The following is a 23706-nucleotide window of genomic DNA, read 5'->3' as shown; positions in this document are numbered from 1 at the left end:
ACCAGATCCGTCGCAGCACCAGGCGGCGCGGCGCCGCCGACGGGAGTGTCGGCCTCGTCTGTTGCAATAGCCCCCGTGGTGCGATCGGATAACGCCGTGCGGCTGGTTCGCCGGAAAGTGGCGGCGCCCGGACCCAGGGTCTGGAGCGCCGAGGTCCGCGCGCTGTTCGCCACCGCCGCCGACCCGGGATCGCTTCGCCCCGGCACCGGTGTGTGGCAAGTCCTCGGCGGCCCGGGCACCGGCAAGACCGCGCTGCTGGTCGACCTCGCCGCCGACCGCATCGCCGCGGGCGCCGACCCGGAGTCGGTGCTCTTGCTCACCCACTCCAAGAACGCGGCCGCCGTGGTGCGCGATGCGATCACCGCGCGGTTGTCGGCGCCGGTCGAGGTCGGGCCGGCACCAGCCTCGCCGCCGGATGATCCCGGACCCGGCGACAGCCTGTTCGAACCGCCGCCGGACCCGGAAGCGCCGTGGGACGAGGCGGGACTCTTTGCCCTCGACGAGCTGGACGCCGTGTTGGACAGCGGCGACGGGTCGAGGCGAGACAGCCCGACCGGTCCGGAAACCGGGGCCCGGCCCAATACCGGCGCGATGCGGGCATCGACCAGCATGCGGGCGAAGTCTGTCGATGCGGGGCCGGCGGCGGACGCTGCGTCGCCGTTCGAGGAAGCCGGCGATTCGCTCGATGCGGCGCCGGCTCCCGAGCCCCGCGATGCCGCGACCGATGCGGCGCACTTCGCCGGAGTCCCCGGTGCGACGCGCGAACCGCTGGTGCGCACGATCCACTCCTATGCCTTCTCCGTGCTGCGCCGACATGCTGTCACGCACGGCAATCCGCCGCCGAGGTTGTTGACCGGATCCGAGCAGGATGCGGTGCTGCGGGAGATGTTGCGTGGCGACCTGATCGATATCGCCGAGGGCGCGACCCACCTGTGGCCGCAGCGGCTGCATCCCGCGCTCGGACTGGCCGGGTTCGCCGATCAGCTGCGGGATCTGATGCTGCGGGCCACCGAGCGAGGTCTGGGTCCCGAGGATCTGATCCGGCTGGGTCGTGAGCGGGACAAGCCCGAATGGGTGGCGGCGGGCCGGTTCGCAGCGCGCTACGAGCAGGCGATGCTGCTGCGCTGGTCGGTGGGCGTGGCCGCGCCGGAGGCGTCGGCGCCGGCCTTGAATGCGGCCGAACTCGTCGGTGCGGCGCTGGACGCCTTGGCCACCGATGAGAAGCTGCTGGCCGCCGAACGGGATCGGTTGCGGTATCTGCTGGTCGACGACGCCCAGCATCTGGACCCGCAGGCTGCGATGCTGGTGCGGGTGCTGAGCGCGGGTGCGGCCGTCACCGTGGTCGCCGGTGATCCCGATCAGGGTGTGTTCGCCTTCCGCGGCGCGGATCCGCGTTTCCTGCTCGACCTCGACGTACCCGACCGTCAGCGCATCGTGCTGCGCGAGAACCATCGTTCGGTGCCAGCGGTGCGGTTGGCGGTGGCCAGGGTCGCGGCCAGATTGCCCGGCAGCGCACCGCAACGCCCGAAGGTGGGCGAGCGAGCGAATACCGCGTCCGAGTCCGGTGCCGACGTTCGCGTCCGGGTGCTCGCCACGCCTGCCAAAGAGGCGGCGCTGATCGCCGACCATCTGCGCCGCGCCCACCTCACCGAGGGGGTGCCGTGGTCGCAGATGGCGGTCGTGGTGCGGTCGGTCCCGCTGTCGTTGCCGCCATTGCGCCGCGCCCTGTTGGCCGCGGGTGTCCCCGTACGTCAGCCCGCCCTCGACACGCCGTTGGCCCGGCGACGCGGCGCGGCCTGGATGCTGTCCTCACTGCGCGCGATCCTCGCCTCCGAAGCCGCGACGAGCGCCGACGCGGCCGCGACCCCGCACCGTCATGAAGCGCTGTTCACCCCCGAGGACGCCCTCGACCTGCTGTCCGGCCCGCTCGGCGCCGCCGATCAGATCGCCCTGCGCCGCCTGCGCCGCGGCATCCGCCGCACGGCACTCGGCCTGGAACGCGCCGCCGCTCGCCATAGCGACACGCTGTCGCCGTTCGACATCGAAACCCCCTCGGCCCCCGGCGATCCCGGCGCTGAGCTGGACGATTTTCTCCCGCCGCCGGACCCGGCCGACGCCGCTCTCCACATCCCGGCCGACCCTCTCGTGCCGGAACCGCCCGACCTTCTCCCGCCGTCGGACCCGGCCGACGCCGACATCACCCCCGAGTGGACGATCGAGCAGGCCGCACGCCTGTCCGCCGACACCGACTGGTACGGCATCGACCTCGATCCTTTCGATCGCGAAGAGGATCGGTACGGACTCACCCTCACTCCGGAAGGACTCCACGCCGAAGCTTCAGCCGAGCCTGCCGCCAACGACAGCGCCGACGCCGCGCCGGCGAACACCGAGCAGGACCCGGCGCGCATCGCGCTCGACCATACCGACGGCACTGTCGATCCGCGCGAGCCGATATCCGGCACACCGGCCGGCTCTCCGGACGAACCGCTGCTGCGCGACCGGCGCACTTCCGCACCCTCCGAGCAGTCCTCCGCCGAGGTCCTGCGCGATCTGCTGCTCGGTGTCGGCGACCAGCGGATTCTCACCGGCCTCACCGAGGTCGAATCCGCGCCGCTGCGGCGGGCGCTGACCGCGTTGGACCGGGCGCGCAAGATGCGGCAGCGTGGCGGTGGCCTCGAGGATGTGCTGTGGGCGTTGTGGACGGGGTCGCGGTTGGAGCGGCGCTGGGTCGCCCAGTCCGAGCGCGGCGGCGCCGCCGGCGCCCAGGCCGATCGCGATCTGGATGCGGCGGTCGCGCTGTTCGACGCCGCCGCGGCCTACGTCGACCGGCTGCCGCGCGCAGGCATCGAGGGCTTCGTGGAATACCTGCTGCATCAGGAGATTCCGCACGATACGTCGGTGCGAACCAGTCCCGTCGAGGCGGTCGAGCTGCTCAGCGCGCACGCGGCCGCCGGCCGGGAATGGGAGGTGGTGGCGGTCGCGGGCGTGCAGGAAGGGATCTGGCCGGATCCGCGTCCGCGCGGGACCCTGCTGCACACCGAGGATCTGGTCGACGTCGCCGCTGGCGTGCTCACCGAGGGCGAACGGATGAGCCGGGCCGCCCCGATCCTGGCCGAGGAGCGCAGGCTGCTGCTGGTCGCGTGCAGCCGCGCGCGGCGATCGCTGCTGGTCACCGCGGTGGAATCGGTGACGGGCGACCGTGATCTGGTGCCTTCGCGGTTCCTGGCCGAGCTGCTGGGCCACGACGATGACGGCGAACCGGGCGCGCTGCCGGTCGAAGATCCCGGTCGCGCGTTGGTGATGGGTTCGCTGGTCGCCGAATTGCGCGGCGTGGTCTGCGATCCCGAGGCCGATCCGCAGCGCCGACGCCGGGCCGCACGCCATCTCGCCCGGCTCGCGGACGCGGGTGTGCGCGGCACCGCCCCCGACGATTGGTACGGCACCGCCGAACTCAGTTCCGAACGCCCGCTGTGGGAGGACGACGAATCCGCGGTCGCGCTCTCACCGTCGACGGTCGAACTGCTGCGCACCTGCCCGCTGCGCTGGGCGCTGGAACGCCACGGCGGCACCGATGGCGACAATCCGCACGCGGTCAAGGGCAACTTGGTGCACACGCTGGTCCAGGCGCTGGCCGGGAAAGTGCCGACCAGCCAGGTGCGGGCCGCGCTTCAGGCGGTCTGGCAGTCGGTCGAGACCGATCAGGGCTGGCATTCCCGGCAGGAGCGCCGCCGCACCGAAGCCATGCTGGAAACCTTCCTGGCCTGGGTGGACAACACCCGAGGCGAACTCACCCAGGTCGGCATCGAGGTGCCGGTCGACTGTGTGCTGCCGCCGCGCTCCGAGGACGAGCCGCCGGTGCGGATCCGCGGCCGGGTGGACCGCCTCGAACGGGACGCGCAGGGCCGCTTCGTCATCGTCGATGTGAAGACCGGCAAGAACCCCGTCTCCGTCAAGGCCGCCGAGGACCACGCCCAGCTGGCCACCTATCAGGTCGCCGCCGCGTTCGGCGCCCTGGATGCGCTCTACGACGAATCCGGGAGTACGCGAAGCGATCTCGGGCAGGCATCGACGGAGCCGGACGGGACCGGGGATCCCGACAGGCGCGGCGCTATCGACGAGCGCCGCGATGGCGGCGAGCCCGGCGACGTCGACGGGCGTAGCGATACCGAAGATTCCGGTGATCCCGACGAGCCCGGCGATCTTGCTCGCGGTTCCGCCGACGAGCAGGTCGGGACACACGATTCCACCGCACCGAGCGCTCCCCACGTCGAGCTCGGCGAACCCGGTGGCGCCCGCCTGGTCTACGTCGCCAAACCGCACACCCGCGACGGCGCAACCCAGCGCACCCAGCAACCCCTCGACGCCGAGTCCCTGCACACCTGGCGCGGCACCATCCACGAGGCGGCCGCCGCCACCAAGGGTCCGAGCTATCTCGCCATGCGCAATGACGGCTGCCGGCACTGCGCCGTGGCGGGTAGCTGCCCGGTTCAGGACACCGGACGCCAGGTGACCGACGAATGAGTGCGCGGGTCACGCCGTGGCAGCTCGCCGAGGCTCTCGGCCTACCGCCACCCACCGACGAGCAGGCGGCGGTGATCGCGGCCCCGCCCGGGCCGACGCTGGTCGTGGCGGGTGCGGGCGCCGGCAAGACCGAGACGATGGCCGCGCGCGTGGTCTGGATGGTGGCCAATCGCCTGGTGCTGCCCGATGAAGTGCTCGGCCTGACCTTCACCCGGAAAGCGGCCCAGCAGTTGACCACCCGCATCCGCACCCGGCTGGCCCGGCTCGCCGGAGCACCGCTGCTGCGCGAACTCGATCCCAGCGGCGGTTTGCGGGCCGCGCTGGCCGGCGCGGAACCGGAGATCAGCACCTACCACTCGTACGCGGGCAGACTGCTGACCGAACACGGCCTGCTGCTGCCGGTCGAGCCCTCGGCGACGCTGCTCACCGAAACCCAGTTGTGGCAGCTGGCCCATCAGGTGGTGCGCAGCTGGGACGGCGATCTGGACACCGAACGCACGCCGGTATCGGTCACCGAGGCGGTACTCGCGCTGTCCGGGCAACTGGCCGAACATCTGGTGGAGCCCGAGGAACTGGCCGAGGCGCATACCGAACTCGAGAAACTGGTGCACACCCTGCCCGCCGGCCCGCGGCAGCGCGGCGGGCCGAGTCAGGAACTGTTGAAGATCCTGAAGGTGCAGCGTGAGCGGGTGGCGCTGCTGCCGCTGGTGCGGCAATTGGGTGAGGCGTTGCGCCGGCGCGGCGCCTTGGACTTCGGGGCGCAGATGTCGCTGGCGGCGCGGCTGTCGGCCGAGCACGCGGAGGTGGGTGCCGCCGAACGGGCGCGTTTCCGGCTGGTCCTGCTCGACGAATACCAGGACACCGGCCACGCCCAGCGCATCCTGCTGGCGGCGTTGTTCGGCGGCGACGGAACCGGCGATCGCCCCGCGGTGACCGCGGTGGGCGATCCCATGCAGTCCATCTACGGTTGGCGCGGCGCCTCCGCGGCCAACCTCCCGCGTTTCGCCACCGACTTTCCGGCCGCACCCGGTGTGCCGGCGCCGACGCTGTCGTTGCTGACCAGCTGGCGCAACCCGCCCGAGGCGCTGGCACTGGCCAATCTGGTGGCAGAACCCTTGCGCCGCAAGGCGATCGAGGGCGGTGGTGTCACCGTCGACGCGCTGCGCGCCAAACCCGCCGCCGAACCAGGCACCGTCGCGCTCGCCCTCACCGACACCGTGGCCGCCGAACGCGAGTGGTTCGCCAGCAGGATCGCCGCCGATTGGCAGGCCCGCCACGACGCCGGTGCGCAGCCGCCGACCTCCGCGGTGCTGGTGCGCCGCAACGCCGATGCCGCACCGATCGCCGAAGCCCTGCGCGAACAGGGATTGCCGGTGGAGATCGTCGGACTCGGCGGCCTGCTGGCCACCCCCGAGGTGGCCGATGTCGTCGCCACCCTGCGGTTGATCGCCGAACCCGGCGCGGGCAGCGCGGCCGTGCGCATCCTGACCGGGGCGCGCTGGCGCATCGGGGTCGCTGATCTGTCGGCACTGGCCCAGCGGGCCAGGGAGTTGTCGATCGGACGCGGCAGCGCCGCCACCGGCGATATCACCGACGGCGCGGCCCTGGCCGTCGCGCTGCGCGAGGTCGCCCCGGAGCCGGCCGAACAAGCCGGGCTCGCCGACGCCATCGCCGATCCCGGTCCCGCCGAACAGTATTCGCCCGACGGATACCGGCGCATCGTCGCGCTGGGTCGTGAACTCGCGGCCCTGCGCGAACGCAGCGGGCAGCCATTGACCGAGCTGGTCGCCGACGTGGAACGCACCATCGGCGTCGGCGTCGAAACCCAGGCCAGGCGCGCCATGTCCGGTGCGGGCGCGGGCCGCGAACATCTGGACGCCTTCGCCGAGGTGGTCGCGGGCTACGCCGGGGACAGTGGTGCCTCGCTGAGCGGCCTGCTCGCGTTCCTCACCGCCGCCGAATCGGTGGAGAACGGCCTGGAACCGGGCGAGGTGGAGGTGGCCAAGGACCGCGTGCAGGTGCTCACGGTGCACGCGGCCAAGGGGTTGGAGTGGGAGATCGTCGCGGTACCGCATGTGGTGCGCGATGTGTTCCCCTCCGGCAAGGCCTCCGGCAGCTGGCTCGGCGCCCTCGCCGAACTGCCCACCGCGCTGCGCGGCGACCGCGCCCGCGACGACGACGGCGCCGACGGTGTGCCCGTCCTCGACCTGAGCGAACTCTACGACCGTGCCGATCTGGACCGCGCCATCAAGGAGCACAAGGCCGCGCTCGACCGCCGCCGCCTCGACGAGGACCGCAGGCTGTTCTACGTCGCGCTCACCAGAACCGAACGGATGCTGCTGGTTTCGGGCCACTACTGGTCGGATTCGAGTCCGTCGGTCAAGGGGCCCTCGGACTTCCTGCTCGAACTGAAGCAGGCCGTCGAAGACCCGGACAGTCCCGCCCATGGTGCCGCCGAACTGGCCCGCTGGGACGATCCGCCGGAACCCGAGGCCGTCAACCCGTTCACCGACAACCCGCCCACCGCGCACTGGCCCCGCGATCCGCTCGGCCGCCGCCGCGCGCCGATCGAACAGGGCGCGCAGCTGGTACGTGCCGCGATGACGGAACTGTCGGCAGATCCGGCGCAGCCACCATCCGAGGACGAGGACGACCCCGACGGCTGGGCCGCCGACGTGGAAGCCCTACTGGCCGAACATCGCAGCGCCACCGGCGTCGTCGAAGAAGTGGAGCTGCCCAGCAGCCTGCCGGCGACGGCGCTGGTGGAGCTGCGCGCGGACCCGGCTCGGCTGGCGGCCCGGCTGCGTCGTCCGCTGCCGTATCCGCCGAACCCATTGGCCCGGCGCGGCACCGCCTTCCACGCCTGGGTGCAACGCTGGTTCGCCGCCGGCCGGCTGCTCGGCCTGGACGAACTACCCGGCGCCGCCGACACCGCCGACAGCGCCGACGCCGAACTCGCGCGCATGCAGGAGGCGTTCCTGTCCTCGCGCTGGGCGCACCGCAGCCCCATCGAGGTGGAAGTGCCGTTCGAAACCACCATCGCGGGCACCGTCATCCGCGGCCGGATGGATGCGGTCTTCGCCGAACCGGACGGCCGCTGGACCGTCGTGGACTGGAAGACCGGCGCCGAGCCGAACGCCGCCGACGAACCGGCGGTCGCGGTGCAGCTCGCCGTCTATCGCCTGGCCTGGGCCCGGTTGACGGCAGCGCGCACCGGCGCCGACCCCGACGAGCTGCTCGGCCGGATCGGCGCCGCGTTCCACTATGTGCGCAGCGGCCGCACCGTCGCGCCGGTCGACCTGCCCGGCGCGAGCGAGTTGACCGGGCTGATCAGGCGCGCGGCGCCCGACGGCTGATCGACAACGCCGTGGTGATCATCGGAACCTGGAACGGCAGCCGCAGCACGGAAATCAGCTTGATCGGCCACCCCGCCTTCGAACTGCTCATCGAATCGACCGCGAACTGGATGTTCGCCGGGAAGACCGCGATGAACAGCGCGGCGGCCAGCCGGCCGCCCAGGCGCCGGGTGCGCGGCACCGCGAGCGCGCTCGCCACGCCGATCTCGGCCACACCGGAGGCATAGGTGTAGGTGCGCGCACGGCCCGGCAGCTTGGGCGGCACGATCGAATCGAACGGCTTGGGAACCACGAAATGCAGCACACCCATCCCGAACAGCGCCGCTGCCATGAGCAGCGCCGGCTTGCGGCTGGTATCGGGTGCGGTGGACTCGGAAACTGCCATGCCGCCCACTCTAAGCGGGTGTCCGGTGCCGCGGCAGCCTCGCCTCGTCGCGTCGAGGCGCTCGACCGGCGCGGTGACGGGGTAGGCTCCCGTGCTGTGCCGGAGGGAGAAACAATGCCGGAACCGGTGACATCGACCGGGATCGGCGCCGGGGAAACAGGGACCGGTGAGTGCGTTGCTCGATGATCTGGGTGATCGCGCGCGCAGCGGATTGGGGCGGCTGACCGACCGGCCGGACTTCGCTCTCGTGGGTGTGCTGCGCATTCCCGAAGCCCAAACCAGCCCGTGGATCTCGCTGACGCGCCGGGTGCTGTTCGCGATCGGGTTGCTGTTCACCGCGGCGCTGGTGGTGTACGTCGGCCGCGACGGCTACCGGGACGCCTCCGAGAATCCGCTGTCGTTCCTGGACGCGCTGTACTACGCGACGGTGTCGCTGTCGACCACCGGATACGGCGACATCTCGCCGGTCACCCCGCTGGCCAGGCTGGTCAACATCATCGTCATCACCCCGCTGCGCGTGCTGTTCCTCATCGTGCTCGTCGGCACCACGCTCAGCGTGCTGACCGAACGGTCCCGCCAGGCATTCAAGATTCAGCGTTGGAGGCACAGCGTGCGCAATCACACCGTCGTCATCGGCTACGGCACCAAGGGCCGCACCGCGATCGACGCCATGCTCGGCGACGGCGCGTCACCGAGTGAGATCGTCGTGGTCGACACCGACTCCGTCGCATTGGAGGCCGCCGCCAACGCCGGCCTGGTCACCGTGCACGGTTCGGCCTCGCAGTCGGATGTGCTTCGGCTGGCCGGTGTGCAGAACGCCTCATCGATCGTGGTCGCCACCAACCGCGACGACACCGCGGTGCTGGTCACGCTGACCGCTCGCGAACTCACCAAGAGCGCCAAGATCGTCGCCTCCATCCGCGAGGCCGAGAACACCCATCTGCTGCGCCAGTCCGGCGCCGATTCGGTGGTGGTGTCCTCGGAGACCGCGGGCAGGCTGCTCGGCATCGCGACCACCAAACCGACGGTGGTGGAGATGATCGAGGATCTGCTGACCCCGGAGCAGGGCTTCGCGGTCGCCGAACGCGAGGTCGAGCCCGGTGAGGTCGGCGGATCGCCGCGCCACCTCAGCGACATCGTGCTCGGCGTGGTGCGCGCGGGCGAGCTGATCCGCGTCGGCGAACCGGAGGTCGACGCCCTCGACCACGGCGACAAGCTGCTGTATCTGCGCCGCGCCGGGCGTTGATCGGCCTCATCCGGCCTCCACTAAGCTCGGCGTTGTGGCATTCCAGCTCAACAGCGTTCCGCTGCTGTCCCGTTCCGCCCTCGACCGCGCCGAGGAGGTGCGCGCCGACCCGCAGGCGTTGAAGGAGGGCTGGTCCACCGCGAAGCTGCTGCGGATCAATCGACGTGGCCAGGTGCGTTTCGATGACGGCGCCCTGGTCTTCGATCTGGCGGTCGAGCTGGCCGCCGAACCGGATCCGGCCGCGGTGTTCCTCGGCGTCGCCGACGGTGTGCACCTGTGGGCGGTCCGCGACCACGAACTCACCGGCTCGCTGCTGGATCTGCGCGCGATGGCCGCCACCGTCGACGATTTCACCGCCGGGCTGCTGTCCACCGCGCTCGCCCTGCTGAACTGGCACGACAAGGCCGGTTTCCATGCCGCCGACGGCACCGCGACCATCGCGGTCAAGGGCGGCTGGTCACGCACCACGGAGACCGGGCTCGAAGAGTTCCCGCGCATCGATCCGGCGGTGATCTGCCTGATCCACGACGGCGGCGACCGGGTGCTGTTGGCCCGCCAGCACAGCTGGCCGGAGACGCTGTTCTCGCTGCTGGCCGGGTTCGTCGAGGCCGGCGAATCGCTCGAGCGCTGCGTCGAGCGTGAGATGCGCGAAGAGGTCGGGCTCGACGTCAGCGAGATCCACTATCTCGGCAGTCAGCCGTGGCCGTTCCCGCGCTCGCTGATGCTGGGTTTCAGCGCCGTCGCCGATCCCGCGCAGCCACTGGTGTTCTCCGATGGCGAGATCGCCGACGCGCACTGGTTCACCCGCGCCGAGGTGCGCGACGCGCTGGCGGCGGGCGACTGGTCGAACCGCTCGGACGAGGCCAGGTTGCTGTTGCCCGGTTCGATCTCGATCGCCCGCACCATCGTGGAATCCTGGGCCGCGCTCGACTGAGCGCGGGGTGGGTCAGGTGGTGCGTGTGGTCAGGAGATGGCGGCCAGCGCCTGCTTGACCTGGGCCAGCGACGGGTTGGTCGCGGTCGAGCCGTCGGAGTACTTCACCGTCGGGACCACATGGTTGCCGCCGTTGACGCTGCCGACGAACTCGGCGGATGCGGGGTCCTGCTCGATGTCGATCTCGACATAGCTGATGCCCGCCTCGTCCAGCTGCTTCTTGAGCCTGCGGCAGTAGCCGCACCAGGTGGTCGAGTACATCGTCAGGTCAGGAGTCTGCTCGGTCACGGACAATGCAACGCCCGGTGGCGCGTTCCTGTTCCTGACCGCCGGTGCCGCGCCCATCACAGATGCTCGCGTCCGTCGGCCGCGGCATGGCCCGGCAGCCGCCCCGTTGTCGGTGGGCGCTGTCATGATGGAGCGCGTGCCCGCACTCGATCTCTCCGCCCTCGACCCCGAGCAGGCCGCCGCCGTGCGGGCGCCGCGCGGGCCGGTGTGCGTGCTCGCGGGTGCGGGAACAGGCAAGACCAGGACCATCACCTACCGGATCGCGCATCTGGTCGCGGCCGGGCAGGTCAAGGCCGACCAGGTGCTCGCGGTCACCTTCACCGCGCGCGCGGCGGGGGAGCTGCGCGGACGGTTACGCGCGCTCGGCCTCGGCGGTGAGGCGAACCAGGTGCAGGCGCGCACCTTCCACGCGGCGGCGCTGCGTCAGCTGCGTTACTTCTGGCCGCAAGTCGTCGGCGATGTGCCGTGGCGGCTGCTCGACAGCAAGTTCCCGGTGGTGGCCCAGGCCGCGCACCGGGTGGGTCTGCCCTCGGGCACCGAGAGCGTGCGCGATCTGCTCAGCGAGATCGAATGGGCCAAATCCTCGCTCATCGCACCCGAGGACTACCCGGCCGCCGCCGCCCGCCGGCACCGCGATCTCCCGTTCGACGCCCAGCGGATCGCGCAGGTCTACACCGGTTACGAAGCGCTCAAGACCTCACCGGACGGTCTGCTGCTCGACTTCGACGATCTGCTGCTGCACACCGCCGCGGCGCTCGAGGACTATCCGGCCGTCGCCGACGAATTCCGCGGCCGCTACCGCTGTTTCGTCGTCGACGAATACCAGGACGTCACGCCCTTGCAGCAGCGAGTGCTCGACGCCTGGCTCGGCGATCGCGACGACCTGACCGTCGTCGGCGACGCCAACCAGACGATCTACTCCTTCACCGGCGCCAGCCCCGCCCACCTGCTGGATTTCTCGCGGCGCTTCCCCGACGCCACCGTCATCCGGCTCGAACGTGACTACCGCTCCACACCCCAGGTGGTGTCGCTGGCCAACCGGGTCATCGGGATGGCGCGCGGTCGCATCGCGGGCACCCGGTTGCAGCTGATCGGCCAGCGCCCCGACGGGCCGGAGCCGACGTTCACCGAATACGACGACGTGCCCGCCGAGGCGGCCGGCGTCGCCCGGGATATCGCCGAGCTGATCGCCGCGGGCACACCGGCCTCGGAGATCGCGGTGCTCTACCGGATCAACGCGCAATCGGAAACCTATGAGCAGGCCCTCACCGAGCGCGGCATCCCGTACCAGGTGCGCGGTGGTGAAGGATTCTTCCACCGCGCCGAGGTCCGCCAGGCCGTGCAGGCGCTGCGTCAGGCCGCGGCCCGCGACGACCTGCCCGATCAGGCTCGCACCGGCGCCGCGCTGGTCACTCTGGTGCGCGCGGTGCTGGCCCCGCTCGGGCTCACCGCCATCGAACCCGCGGGCGCGCAGGCCAGGGAGAAATGGTCATCGCTGATGGCGCTGGTGCAACTGACCGAGGAACTCACCACCCACGACGAGCAGCTCGACCTACCCGGCCTGCTGCGTGAGCTGGCCGCGCGCGCCGAGGCCAGGCACCCACCGACGGTCCAGGGCGTCACCCTGGCGTCGTTGCACGCGGCCAAGGGCCTGGAATGGGACGCCACCTTCCTGGTCGGCCTGTCCGACGGCACCCTGCCGATCGCGCACGTGCTCGCCGACGACGGCTCGGTCGCCGATCAGGCCGCGCTCGAGGAGGAACGCCGCCTGCTCTACGTCGGCGTCACCAGGGCACGCGAACATCTGCGGCTGTCGTGGGCACTGGCCCGCAACGAGGGCGGCCGTCGCACCCGGCGTCGTTCCCGCTTCCTCAACGGCCTGGTCCCCGACGATTCGCCGGCCTCGCGGATCGCCGCGCCGGCCACCGAGCGCGCCGCCGACGGCGCCCGCCCGCTGTGCCGCATCTGCGCCAAACCACTGATCGGCACCTACTCGACGATGCTGGGCCGCTGCCGTAAATGCCCCGCCGAACTCGACGCCGAACTGCTTGCCGCGCTGCAGGAATGGCGCGCCGAGAAGGCACAGGCTCAGCGGCTGCGCGAGTTCAGCGTGTTCACCGACACCACGCTCACCGCCATCGCCGAACAGCTGCCCACCGATGACGCTGCTCTGGCCGCGATTTCGGGAATCGGTGCCCGCAAGATCGAACAGTACGGCGCCGACGTCATCGCGCTCGTGCGCTCGCGGACCGGAAAGAATCACAAAACCGCAGGTAGAAAATAGGTTGTCGGTTCTTCCGAGATCGCATACGGTGGGTAGCACGCAACGGGAGGCCATCCCGGCGCGCACAGTTCAGACAGATTACGAGTACAGGAGGGAGGCAGACGAAATGAACAGCATCACCGCTTTCGATGTGATGGGCACCGACGCGACCACGTCGGCTGTTTCTGCCTCCCGGGGGATCCTCGCCATGCAGGGGATCGGTCTGTCCGGCGTCGGTGGGTTCGGCACGCACCTGGACTACGCGCCCACTCCGATTCTCATCGATCCGCAGGACAAGCCCCGCGCGGGCTGGCATCCGGCCGCTGCGTTCGCAGTCGCCGGCGCCTTTGCCGCCGAAGCCGGTAACGACCCGGTGCAGGCAGCACGCCTCCGCAACGCACACCCAGCGTCCGTGATCAGGACTCGACTCAGATGTCGACCTAGGTAGGGAACACTCCCCGCCTCCTGGCCACGGATCGCAAGAAGCGAAACCGTGGCCAGATTTCTCCGGCCCTTCAGCCGGCAGCTCCGGTTTCGCGGAATGAACGACACCGAACCGCTGCAAACGAGCTGAAGGAGAACGACGTGTTCACCGCAGAGAGCTGGCCGACGGCCACTGCTGACGTGACATGCCGAACCGTGGCAACCGCTCCCCGTGACCAGGAGGTCACCACCACCCTGCCGTGCCGGGCAGGGGACCCGGACCTGTGGTTCGCCGAGAGCCCGGTCCAGTTGGAGCAGGCCAAGGCGCTGTGCGCGTCCTGCCCCATCCGCAAGGGCTGCCTGAGCGCTGCCATCGATCGCCGTGAGCCGTGGGGCGTGTGGGGCGGGGAGATCTTCGACCAGGGTGTCGTGATCGCTCGCAAGCGGCCGCGTGGCCGTCCCCGTAAGGTCGCGACATGCGTCTGATGGCCGCGCCTACGGCCGCCGAACGACCAACCGCCCAGCCGATCCGGCTGGGCGGTTGTCTTATGTTGGGGGAGTAGGAATTTCGTGCTCTCGGTACGACCGCACCTTGCGGATATCTCAGTTCCTTGCTATATGAAATCTATGCCTTGAGTTTCAGGTTTTCCGCAGTGTGGGGTGGAGAACCGCAACCGTGTCCCGGAGGTTTCGCATGAATCACTCTTTCGGCCAGTCCGTTGCCACCATCGCCCCCAACGGTCGGGCCGCCGCACCCGCCCACCCAAACCTGCCTGCGAACCGATATGCCGCGCAGAACCCGCCGGTGCCGGCCGAATGGCCGAGCGAATGGCATCCAGGCATGCTGTGGTGGGATGCGCGCACCGTCCTGGTGACCCGGGCCGATCCGACGGGTCGCTGGACCACCACTACACATCTGGTGGTGCCGATCGATCGCGGCAGGCTCGCCTTCCGGACCTCGTCCTACTCGCTGGAGACCCAGCATCTGGCCCGTGATCGGCGCGTCATCGTGCAGGCGGGTGACTGGCGCGGCAGGGCCGCGGTCGGCTCCCGCCAGCATCAGGGCGTCGCCGAATTCGTCGGTGCGGGACCGCTGTTCGACAAGATCTGCACGGGTCTACGTGCGAAGTACGGGGTGCGTGCGGGATTGGCTCGGCTCTACCACGGCATCACCATGGGCTCTGCCCCGTACGGGGACACCGCCGTCGTGGTGAACCTCCACGAGACGCCCCAGCTGCCGCCTGCGGGCTGACCCCGGCAACACCCGGGGGCGCCGCCGGAGGGTGACAGGGCGCTACGCGCTGTTGCGCTGCTCCCGGAACCCGGGCATCCAGGTCGCGGCCAGCTGCATGAACGGCACCTCCGCATCGAGTTGAGCGGCGATACCGATCGAGCCGGCCAGCACCCGGAAGATCATGACGTGTTCGGCGGGCAGCATCAGGGCGCGCGCGGTCTTCATCTCCGGACTGTTGAAGTCCGAGGCGCGCCCGGCCACCCGCTGCATCCACTTGCGGGTGAAGTGGAACGAATCGGATTTGATCGGATCGGTGAAGGGGCGCAGGTAGTCTGCGATCTCCTGGTGGGTGATCACCCGCCCCGGAATCACCCAGCCGTTCTCGTGCAGCAGCGCGGTGAGTTCGGCGAATTCTTCGTCGACCGCCAGCGCCAGGATCCGGCCGAGCAGCTCGGGGAAACCATTGGGCAGCGGTGCGCAGGCACCGAAGTCGATGACGGCCAGCTTGCCTTCCGCGGTCATCATGAAGTTGCCCGGATGCGGGTCGGCGTGCAGCAGGCCCGCCAGTTCCGGTGCGGAGAAATGGAATCGGCCCATCAGGGTCGCCACCCGGTTGCGCAGTTCGCGGGTGCCTTCGGGATCGGCGTTGCCCGCGGCGATGATCGCGGAAACCGGTGTGCCGTCGAGCCATTCGGTGACGATCACCTTCGGCGCACTGGCCACCACCTTCGGTACGACGAACTCCGGATGCCCGTCGTAGGCCTTGGCGAAGGTGCGCTGATTGTTCGCCTCGTTGCGGTAGTCGAGTTCTTCCTCGGTGCGTTCGGTGATCTCGGCGAGGATCGGCTTCACGTCGGCGCCTGGGATGACCGAGGAGATCAGGCCGGTCATCCGCGACAGGGTCTTCAGATCCGCGCGCAGGGCGTCGTCGGCGCCGGGGTACTGCACCTTCACCGCCACCGTGCGCCCGTCCGACCACACCGCGCGGTGCACCTGGCCGATGCTGGCCGAGGCGGCGGGGGCGTCGTCGAAGGATTGGAACCTGGTCCGCCACTGGGTGCCGAGCTGCTGATCGAGCACCCGGTGCACGGTCTCGATGGGCATCGGCGGGGCGGCGGCCTGCAGCTTGGTCAGCGCCTCGCGGTAGTGCTCGCCGAACTCCTCGGGAACCGCGGCCTCCATGACGCTGAGCGCCTGGCCGAACTTCATCGCACCGCCCTTGAGCTCACCGAGGACGGTGAACAGCTGCTCGGCGGCCTTCTGATTCAGCTGCGCGTTGATCTCGCCCTTGTCACCCCCGGCCAGCTTCTTACCGAAACCGACAGCGGCTCGTCCGGCGATCCCGAGGGGAATCTTGGCTAACTTCGCGTTGCGGGAGGAGCTGCGGCGCACGATCTCGGACACGTACCCATCATGGCGGACCGGGCCGTCGCTGTGCCATCGAAATCCGCTGAGAATCGGCGTTGTGGAGTGGTACCCGTCACACCTGGGCGCCCTGATCGGTGTGTATGCGGCGGCACAGGCAGCGCTCGTGCGGCGTCCGGTGCCGGATCCGCAGCCGGTAGGAACCCGGGTCGAGCTCCAACTGGGCATGCAGAACGGCCGGGCGCCTGCGAACCGAACAGGCGATGATCGACTCCAGCTCACGCAGTGCCAGCGCCGCGGTGGCCTCGATCGCGGGCGGCGAACCATGGCCGACCCGGCCGAGCAGTTGTGCCGCCACCCGTGGCCATTCCGGGTCGTAGTCGGCGCGCAGCAGATCGGCACACCGCAGACAGCCGGTCTCGCCGGGCAGTACCAGCGGGCCCACTACACCGACACCGTCACGCATGTGCACCGGCAGGTGCGGGATCCGCTCCCGCAGCAACTGGTCGGTCAGCCGCGGGTCCGGCTGCAGGGTGTCGGTCAACAGGACCAGATCCGGCCGCGGCCGCAGATCGAGCCGTGCGCCGCGCGAACGCTGCGGCCGCAACCCCAGGCGGTGCAGACCGGCGGTGAGCGCGTCGGAGAGCGGACCGAGGCCGTGCACACGGATCCGGCGCACCTGCCCGGCCGGGGTGTCGGGATGGACCAGCAGCCCGGCGTCGTCGAGGGTGGCCAGCAGGTCACTCGCGCGCCGGGCGGTGAGGCCGAGTTCGGTGGCTCGCCAGATGATCTGCGGGCGGGTGCGCAGGCCGTCCAGCAGATCCAGGAATCGCCGCAGGGTATCGCTGTCGACGCCGGGAATCGCCAGCTGCCGCGCGGACTCGGGGTCCCACCCGAGCTGGAGCACACCGGACGGGCGAATCAGGACCAGCAGGCGCGGGTGCAGCATCGGCCCGCGCAGGCACAGGGATGTCATGGCGAGCAGTATGCGGATCGGCCCGGCGCGGAACCGGCGCGAAACAGCGAGTTATCCACAGGCCCACACCGCTGCGACATGCGCCTGCGGATCCGTTGACTACGCGGTGCCGCGCCTGCCTGCGACCGTGATCAGGACGAAGCCTCGCCTTGCTCGCCGGACTCCTCATCCGCCGCGCCCGACTTCTTACGCTCGTCGCGCTCGCGGGCCTCGGTCTCGGCCAGCTGGGCCAGCGGATCGTCGAAGGCGTTCGCGCCGCCGCCGATCACCGCATCGATGAAACCGGCGGGGGAGTCGAGGTCACTGGCGTCGGGCAGCAGATCCGGATGCGCCCAGACACCGTCGCGCGCCTCCATGCCCGCGTCGGTGGTCAGCCGCTGCCACAGTGCGGCCGCCTCACGCAGCTTGCGCGGCCGCAGCTCCAGCCCGACCAGCGTGGCGAAGGTCTGCTCGGCCGGACCGCCGGTGGCGCGGCGCCTGCGCAGCGTCTCGGCCAGCGCGCCCGCACCCGGCAGGCGTTCACCGACCGCCTCGGCCACCACCACCTGCACCCAGCCCTCGATCAGGGCCAGCAGCGTCTCCAGCCGTTCCAGCGCTTGCTTCTGTTCCGGCGTGGTCTGCGGTTCGAAGGTGCCCTGCGACAGGATCTCCTCGAGCTTGCCCGGATCGGTCAGCGACGTCGGGTCGATGTTCTGGGCCGCTTCCTCCAGCGCCGAGAAATCCATCTTGATGCCGCGCGCGTAGTCCTCGACCGCGCCGAGCACCTGCTGACGCAGCCACGGCACATGGCCGAACAGCCGCTGATGGGCGGCCTCACGGGCGGCGAGGAACACCATGATCTCGCTTTCGGGCTGCTCCAGCCCGGCGCTGAACTCGGAGATGGCGGCGGGCAGCAGCGCGGCGGTGCCCGCGGGACCCAGCGGCAGACCGATATCGGTGGAGGTCAGCACCTCCTTGGCCAGCTGGCCGAGCGCCTGGCCGAGCTGCGAACCGAACGCAAGTCCGCCCATCTGACCGAGCATGCCCATCATCGGGGCCGCGAACTGCTTGGCCTCCTCGGGCAGGTTCGCCGTCCACATGCCGGAGATCTGCTGGGCCACCGGATCGCACAAGCGCTGCCAGGTGGGCAGGGTCTGCTCGATCCAGTCGTTGGCCGTCCACGCGGCCGTCTTCGACGCGCCGGCGGGCAACGTCGTCGCGCCGTCGAGCCACACCTCGGCCAGGTGCGCGGCGTCGGCCACGGCACTGGCGGTGCCCGCGGACACCGGGGCCACGCTCGCGCCGAGCTGCTGGCGGGCCAGCCGTTTGGCGACTTCGTAGTTGACCGGACCGCTCTGCCCACCCGGGGCGGCCATGCCCTGTCCCATTCCGCTGAGCATCTGGCCCAGCGAGGTCAGCATCTGCCCCAGCTGGGCGGGATCGAATCCGCCGGCCCCGGAACCGGCCATGCCGAAGCCGAACGGGTCGCCCGCGCCGGAACCGCTCGGCTCGTCGCCTCGTTTGCGGTCATCGTCGTCGTCGCGGTTCGAGAATCCGAACGGATGGTCACTCATACCCATTACGTTACGCGGCGTGGACCGGCGACGATGTTCGCGCGCCGCGAAATCGCACCCGGCCGTGAACCCGCTCACGGCCGGCTCGCCTCGGCCCCCGCGAACCGCCAAACCTCCGCCGGTGCCGCCCCGCGACGGCGGCGCTCGCTACTGTTGGCCGCGTGAATCGTCGGATCATCACTCTGCTCGTCGCGCTGATCCCGGTGCTCGTGCTGGGCGTCGCGGGGAGCTGGTTCAACGTGCCCTTCGTCGCTCTCGGCCCTGGGCCCACGTTCAACACACTCGGCGAGGTGGACGGCAAGCAGGTCGTCGACGTCACCGGTGTCGAGGTGGATCCGACCACCGGCAACCTCAACATGACGACCGTCTCGGTGCGCGACGGCCTCAACATCTTCGAGGCGATCGGCTTCTGGGTCAGCGGCGAACACGGGCTGGTGCCGCGCTCGGAGGTCTACCCGCCCGGGGTGTCACGTGAGGAGATCGACAAGTCCAACCAGCAGGATTTCAAGGACTCCGAGAGCAACGCCGAAGTCGCCGCGATGAACTTCCTCGGCCTGCCGACCGTTGTGCTCGCGCGCACCGTCGCCGACAACGGCCCGGCCAAGGCGGTGCTGGAGGAAGGCGACCAGATCGTCAGCATCAACGGCGTGCCGATGAACGAGCCGAAGGACGTCGTCGACGCGATCGGGAAGCTGCCGCCGGGCGACAAGATCACCATGGTGATCCGCCGCGACGACGTCGAGCGGACCGTCGAGGTGACCCTCGGCGCCCGTGAGGACGATCCGAAGAAGGGCTACCTCGGCGTCACCCCGGGCGAAGGCGCCCGCCCGCCCATGGAGGTCACCTTCAACCTCGCCGACATCGGCGGACCGTCGGCGGGCCTGATGTTCAGCCTGGCACTGATCGACAAGCTCACTCCCGGCGAACTCGACGGCGGCAGCTTCGTCGCGGGCACCGGATCCATCGACCAGGACGGCAAGGTCGGCCCGATCGGCGGCATCCAGTACAAGATGATGGCCGCGCGCGAGGCGGGCGCGGAAACCTTCCTGGTGCCCGCCGCCAACTGCAATGAGGCCAGGCAGCGAACGCCGGACGGGCTGCGCCTGGTCAAGGTCGAAACGCTCGCCGGTGCGGTGCAGTCGCTGGAGGATCTCAGCGCCGGTCGCGAGACGGTGACCTGCGGGTAGTCACCGTATCCCGTCAGGCCACTGAACCCGCGCCGGATCAGTCCAGCGTGTGCTGCAACGCCTCGACCACATTCGACGCCAGATTCGGATAGGTCCGCAGCTCGAGATCGGCGAACTCGTCGGCATCGTCATCGGGGCGCACCTGCAGCAGGCACAGCGTGCTGCCCTCGCGCAACGCCGCCGCGAACAGCCGCGCCTCACGCCGCTCCGGATGCGCGTGCGCGGCGGCCCGGCCCGCGGCATCGGCGGCGTCGTCATCGGCGAGCAACGGCGTCAACGCATCGTCGAGCGTGCTCTCCGCCGTCGGCGGCAACACCACGATCTCCTGCACCAGCACACAGCCCGCGACCGCGGGCGGCCAGCTGGTGGTCGCAAGGACCTCTTCCAACGCGATCGACCCGCCGGTCACATCTTCCGGAAACGGCTCCTGCGCAATCGGAGTCAACTCGTCACCGGCGTCGACCTGATCGGCCAGACCCGGCTCGGCCGCCACCAGATCGGCCGTCGGCACCAGCGCGAACATCTGCGGCGGACGCCCCCACCCCTCGGCATCGACGAACTCGGCCACCTCACGGACCGACCGGGCCAAGACCATTTCAGCATGCAGATCAGCGCTCACTGTGTTTATTTTGCGCTGCCTCCGGCAGCGCGGGTTCGCGGCCCTGGGTGTCTCGCGTTTCCGCCGCCGCTGCTTGCCTTCGGCGTGCGCAGCGGCGGCGGAAACGCGAGACGGGCCGCGAACTTTGGGGCTCGGTCTCGCTTCGCTCGAAATCGGCGGTCTGACCGGCCGAGGTGCCTGGTTGCGAGCATTCGGGCTCGGTTCCGTGTTGTCCGGTTTCCGCCCTGCCGACGGTCCGGTGTCCGATTTCCGTAGAGTGGGCGCCAACGGTCCGAAATGGACCAATCGAACATCGGACTGCGGCGTGCAGGCGTTGGCGCCGCCGGACCCTGGAGAGTGGCATCGTGGGCATGCGGCCCCCCTCGGGCTTACCTTCGTTGTCCCGCCGCAGCCGTGTGCTGCTGGTGGCGGCCGTCGTGCTGGCGGCGCTACTGCTGGTGGGACCGCGCCTGGTCGACACCTATACGAACTGGTTGTGGTTCGGCGAGGTCGGATTCCGTGACGTCTACGTCACGGTGCTGTGGACCAGGATCGCGATCTTCGCCGTGGTGGGGCTGCTGGTCGGGCTGGTGGTGTGGGCGGCGCTGATGCTGGCCTACCGCTCCCGGCCGGTATTCGTCCCGACGGCCGGGCCCAACGACCCGATCGCGCGCTACCGCACCACCGTGATGAGCCGGCTGCGGCTGTTCGGCATCGGTATCCCGGTGCTGCTCGGCGTGCTGTCGGGGCTGGTGGCGCAATCGAATTGGGTCACCGTGCAGCTGTTCCTGCACGGCGGCTCGTTCGGCGAGACCGATCCGGAGTTCAACCTCGACGTCGGCTTCTACGCCTTCGATCTGCCGTTCTACCGGATGATCCTGAACTGGCTGTTCGTCGCGATCGTCATCGCGTTCTTCGCGAATCTGGTCACCCACTACATCTTCGGCGGGCTGCGTCTGTCCGGCCGCGAAGGCACCCTGACCAACGCCGCGCGGATCCAGCTCGCGGTGATCGCCGGTACCTTCGTGCTGCTCAAGGCCATCGCCTACTGGTTCGATCGGTACGAGCTGCTGATGAGCAGCCGTAAGGAACCCACCTTCAACGGCGCCTCGTTCACCGATATCAACTCGGTGCTGCCGGCCAAACTGATCCTGATGTCGATCGCGATCATCTGCGCCATCGCCTTCTTCGCCGGCATCGTGCTGCGCGATCTGCGCGTGCCCGCGATGGCGGCGGCGCTGCTGGTGCTGTCCTCGGTGCTGGTCGGCGCGGTCTGGCCGCTGATGGTCGAGCAGTTCTCGGTGCGCCCGAACGCCGCGGAGAAGGAAAGCGAGTACATCGAGCGCAATATCGCCGCTACCCGCAAGGCCTACGGGATCACCGACGACAAGATCGATTACGTCGCCTACTCGGGCGAGAGCAGCAAGAACCCCTCCAGCGTCCCGGTCGATCACGCCACCATCGCCAACGCGCGGCTGCTCGATCCGAACATCCTGTCGCCGACGTTCACCCAGCTGCGCCAGCTGAAGAACTTCTACGGCTTCCCCGAATCGCTCGATATCGACCGCTACACGATCAACGGCGAGGTCCAGGACTTCATCGTCGGCGCTCGTGAGCTGTCGCCGTCGTCGCTGACCGGCAACCAGACCGACTGGATCAACAAGCACACCGTCTACACCCACGGCAACGGTTTCGTGGCCGCCCCCGCCAACCGGGTCAACCGCCCGCAGTCCGACGATCCGAACGCCGCCGGCGGCAGCAGCGATTCCGGCTACCCGATCTTCATGGTCAGCGACCTGTCCACGAAGAAGGAGGACCAGCGCATCAAGGTCGATCAGCCGCGCATCTACTACGGCGAGCTGATCTCCCAGTCGAACCCGGACTACGCGATCGTCGGCGCCACCGAGGGCCAGACCCCTCGTGAATACGACACCGACAACGCCCGCTTCACCTACGACGGTTCCGGTGGCGTGCCGATCGGCAACTGGTTCAACCGGCTGGCCTTCGCCGCCAAGTACGCCGAGCGCAACATCCTGTTCTCCTCGGCCATCGGCGACGAGTCCAAGATTCTCTACAACCGCGATCCGCGCGACCGAGTGCAGAAGGTCGCGCCCTGGTTGACCACCGACGGCAACACCTACCCCTCGGTCGTCGACGGCCGCATCGTCTGGATCGTGGACGCCTACACCACGCTGGACAACTACCCCTACGCGCAGATCTCCTCGCTGGAGGGCGCGGTGGAGGACAGCATCGACCGCAAGACCGGCCGCCTGCTGCCACGCAAGGAGGTCAGCTACATCCGCAACTCGGTCAAGGCCACCGTCGACGCCTACGACGGCACGGTGACCCTGTACGAGGTGGACTCCTCCGACCCGGTGCTGAAGGCCTGGCGTGGGGTGTTCCCGGACGCGGTGAAGCCGGCCAGCGAGATCAGCCCCGAGCTGCGCGAACACTTCCGTTACCCGGAGGATCTGTTCAAGGTGCAGCGCGAGATGCTGACCAAGTACCACGTCGACGATCCCCGCGAGTTCTTCACCAACAACGCGTTCTGGTCGGTGCCCGCCGACCCGACCGTCGAGGGCGTGACGGCCAGCCAGCCGCCGTACTATGTGCTGCTCGGCGACCCGGAGACCGGTAAGCCGGTGTTCAACCTGACCAGCGCGATGGTCGGCTACAACCGGCAGTTCCTGTCGGCCTACATCTCGGTGCGCTCGGACCCGGACGGTTACGGCAAGTTCCGCATCCTGCAATTGCCGACCGACACCCAGACCCAGGGTCCGCAGCAGACGCAGAACACGATGACGACGGCGCCGCAGGTCTCCCAGGAGAAGACGCTGCTGTCGAACTCGAACAAGATCAGATACGGCAACCTGCTGACCCTGCCGGTCGCCGATGGCGGCATCCTCTATGTCGAGCCGTTCTACAACGAGCGCAACACCGGCCCCAACACCGCGACCTTCCCGCAGCTGCTGCGGGTGCTGGTCAGCTACCGCGATCAGGCGGGCAGTGTGAAGGTCGGCTACGCCTCGACCCTGGCGGAGGCGCTGAACCAGGTGCTGCCCGGTGCGGGTGCGCTGGCCACGCCGCCGGGCGGTGATCCGGCGATCCGGCCGCAGCCGGGCACGGCACCGCCGGCCGAGGGGTCGGCGCCGCCACCGGCGGAGAACGGCGCACCGCCGCCGGCCGAGGGCTCGACACCGCCACCGCCTGCCGGTTCCTCGGGAGCCAAGGATGCCGCGGCCGCCGAGCTGGACCGCAAGATCGAGGCCGTGCGGACCGCGATGCGGACGGGCAACTTCGCGGACTTCGGTAAGGCGCTCGACGAACTGGAAGCCGCGGTCAAGGCCTACCAGGACGCGGGACGCTGATCCGAAACGC

General features: G+C 69.8%; 16 protein-coding genes. 10 read left to right on the top strand and 6 right to left on the bottom strand.

What is annotated here, in order from left to right; translation table 11 throughout:
- The first annotated feature begins 75 nt into the window (after nt 1-75).
- Both RJ05_RS19005 and RJ05_RS19000 read left to right on the top strand, forming a co-directional pair.
- Nucleotides 76-4521: a PD-(D/E)XK nuclease family protein gene (locus RJ05_RS19005; protein ID WP_234012086.1), complete on the top strand. Its 4446-nt coding sequence runs from the start codon at nt 76-78 to the stop codon at nt 4519-4521.
- A complete protein-coding gene (locus RJ05_RS19000; protein ID WP_036539032.1) occupies nt 4518-7877 on the top strand; it encodes an ATP-dependent helicase in 3360 nt (1119 codons plus the stop codon). The genes RJ05_RS19005 and RJ05_RS19000 overlap by 4 nt, the downstream gene beginning before the upstream one ends.
- Here RJ05_RS19000 and RJ05_RS18995 read toward each other — a convergent pair.
- On the bottom strand, nt 7852-8262 hold the full coding sequence (locus RJ05_RS18995) for a DoxX family protein (RefSeq protein ID WP_036539031.1): 411 nt from the start codon (nt 8260-8262) through the stop codon (nt 7852-7854). The genes RJ05_RS19000 and RJ05_RS18995 overlap by 26 nt on opposite strands.
- A gap of 175 nt (nt 8263-8437) precedes the next feature.
- Between RJ05_RS18995 and RJ05_RS18990 the strand changes: the two genes are divergently transcribed.
- Together RJ05_RS18990 and nudC are read left to right on the top strand one after the other, a co-directional pair.
- A complete protein-coding gene (locus RJ05_RS18990) occupies nt 8438-9508 on the top strand; it encodes a potassium channel family protein (RefSeq protein WP_174343952.1) in 1071 nt (356 codons plus the stop codon).
- A gap of 34 nt (nt 9509-9542) precedes the next feature.
- The gene (gene nudC / locus RJ05_RS18985) at nt 9543-10442 is read left to right on the top strand and encodes an NAD(+) diphosphatase (protein ID WP_036539030.1); all 900 of its coding nucleotides are present in this window, start codon (nt 9543-9545) and stop codon (nt 10440-10442) included.
- Nucleotides 10443-10471: 29 nt separating this feature from the next.
- On the opposite strand, the gene RJ05_RS18980 is transcribed toward nudC, so the two are convergent.
- Entirely contained in the window at nt 10472-10702 is a 231-nt protein-coding gene (locus RJ05_RS18980; RefSeq protein WP_174343951.1) for a mycoredoxin, read from the bottom strand.
- A gap of 154 nt (nt 10703-10856) precedes the next feature.
- Between RJ05_RS18980 and RJ05_RS18975 the strand changes: the two genes are divergently transcribed.
- From RJ05_RS18975 to RJ05_RS18960, 4 genes are all read left to right on the top strand, one after another.
- Nucleotides 10857-13013, top strand: a complete 2157-nt coding sequence (locus RJ05_RS18975; protein ID WP_036539029.1) for an ATP-dependent DNA helicase UvrD2 — start codon at nt 10857-10859, stop codon at nt 13011-13013.
- Between the two features lie 106 nt (nt 13014-13119).
- Complete coding sequence (locus RJ05_RS18970) at nt 13120-13440, top strand: hypothetical protein (protein ID WP_138445661.1); 321 nt, start codon at nt 13120-13122, stop codon at nt 13438-13440.
- A 137-nt stretch (nt 13441-13577) separates the two neighbouring features.
- Nucleotides 13578-13901 (top strand): WhiB family transcriptional regulator, encoded by a 324-nt coding sequence (locus RJ05_RS18965; RefSeq protein WP_014352469.1) that lies wholly within the window; start codon nt 13578-13580, stop codon nt 13899-13901.
- A 208-nt stretch (nt 13902-14109) separates the two neighbouring features.
- Nucleotides 14110-14667 (top strand): hypothetical protein, encoded by a 558-nt coding sequence (locus tag RJ05_RS18960; protein ID WP_036539027.1) that lies wholly within the window; start codon nt 14110-14112, stop codon nt 14665-14667.
- Between the two features lie 42 nt (nt 14668-14709).
- Here the strand turns inward: RJ05_RS18960 and RJ05_RS18955 are convergent, their stop codons facing one another.
- The 3 genes from RJ05_RS18955 to RJ05_RS18945 all read right to left on the bottom strand — a co-directional run bounded on the left by RJ05_RS18955 (nt 14710) and on the right by RJ05_RS18945 (nt 18543).
- Entirely contained in the window at nt 14710-16053 is a 1344-nt protein-coding gene (locus tag RJ05_RS18955) for an ABC1 kinase family protein (protein ID WP_036539026.1), read from the bottom strand.
- A gap of 76 nt (nt 16054-16129) precedes the next feature.
- Entirely contained in the window at nt 16130-16990 is an 861-nt protein-coding gene (locus tag RJ05_RS18950; protein WP_036539025.1) for a hypothetical protein, read from the bottom strand.
- Nucleotides 16991-17121: 131 nt separating this feature from the next.
- Nucleotides 17122-18543, bottom strand: a complete 1422-nt coding sequence (locus RJ05_RS18945) for a zinc-dependent metalloprotease (protein ID WP_036539024.1) — start codon at nt 18541-18543, stop codon at nt 17122-17124.
- A 161-nt stretch (nt 18544-18704) separates the two neighbouring features.
- Here RJ05_RS18945 and RJ05_RS18940 point away from each other — a divergent pair, with 161 nt between their 5' ends.
- Nucleotides 18705-19730: a YlbL family protein gene (locus RJ05_RS18940; RefSeq protein WP_174343950.1), complete on the top strand. Its 1026-nt coding sequence runs from the start codon at nt 18705-18707 to the stop codon at nt 19728-19730.
- A 37-nt stretch (nt 19731-19767) separates the two neighbouring features.
- On the opposite strand, the gene RJ05_RS18935 is transcribed toward RJ05_RS18940, so the two are convergent.
- On the bottom strand, nt 19768-20325 hold the full coding sequence (locus RJ05_RS18935) for a PPA1309 family protein (protein ID WP_036539023.1): 558 nt from the start codon (nt 20323-20325) through the stop codon (nt 19768-19770).
- Between the two features lie 368 nt (nt 20326-20693).
- Here RJ05_RS18935 and RJ05_RS18930 point away from each other — a divergent pair, with 368 nt between their 5' ends.
- Nucleotides 20694-23696: a UPF0182 family protein gene (locus tag RJ05_RS18930; protein WP_036539022.1), complete on the top strand. Its 3003-nt coding sequence runs from the start codon at nt 20694-20696 to the stop codon at nt 23694-23696.
- Nucleotides 23697-23706: the final 10 nt, after the last annotated feature.

This window comes from Nocardia cyriacigeorgica NBRC 100375 (assembly GCF_000308555.1).
GTDB lineage: Bacteria > Actinomycetota > Actinomycetes > Mycobacteriales > Mycobacteriaceae > Nocardia > Nocardia cyriacigeorgica.
This window is presented reverse-complemented; position numbering and strand designations above follow the sequence as displayed.

What these genes read in the sequence shown, in the direction of transcription:
- RJ05_RS18935 (WP_036539023.1), bottom strand. Translation starts at nt 20,325, where the DNA reads ATGGTCTTGGCCCGGTCGGTCCGTGAGGTGGCCGAGTTCGTCGATGCC.
- RJ05_RS18960 (WP_036539027.1), top strand. Translation starts at nt 14,110, where the DNA reads ATGAATCACTCTTTCGGCCAGTCCGTTGCCACCATCGCCCCCAACGGT.
- RJ05_RS18950 (WP_036539025.1), bottom strand. Translation starts at nt 16,990, where the DNA reads ATGACATCCCTGTGCCTGCGCGGGCCGATGCTGCACCCGCGCCTGCTG.
- RJ05_RS18945 (WP_036539024.1), bottom strand. Translation starts at nt 18,543, where the DNA reads ATGAGTGACCATCCGTTCGGATTCTCGAACCGCGACGACGACGATGAC.
- RJ05_RS18980 (WP_174343951.1), bottom strand. Translation starts at nt 10,702, where the DNA reads ATGTACTCGACCACCTGGTGCGGCTACTGCCGCAGGCTCAAGAAGCAG.
- RJ05_RS19000 (WP_036539032.1), top strand. Translation starts at nt 4,518, where the DNA reads ATGAGTGCGCGGGTCACGCCGTGGCAGCTCGCCGAGGCTCTCGGCCTA.
- RJ05_RS18970 (WP_138445661.1), top strand. Translation starts at nt 13,120, where the DNA reads ATGAACAGCATCACCGCTTTCGATGTGATGGGCACCGACGCGACCACG.
- RJ05_RS18995 (WP_036539031.1), bottom strand. Translation starts at nt 8,262, where the DNA reads ATGGCAGTTTCCGAGTCCACCGCACCCGATACCAGCCGCAAGCCGGCG.
- RJ05_RS18975 (WP_036539029.1), top strand. Translation starts at nt 10,857, where the DNA reads ATGGAGCGCGTGCCCGCACTCGATCTCTCCGCCCTCGACCCCGAGCAG.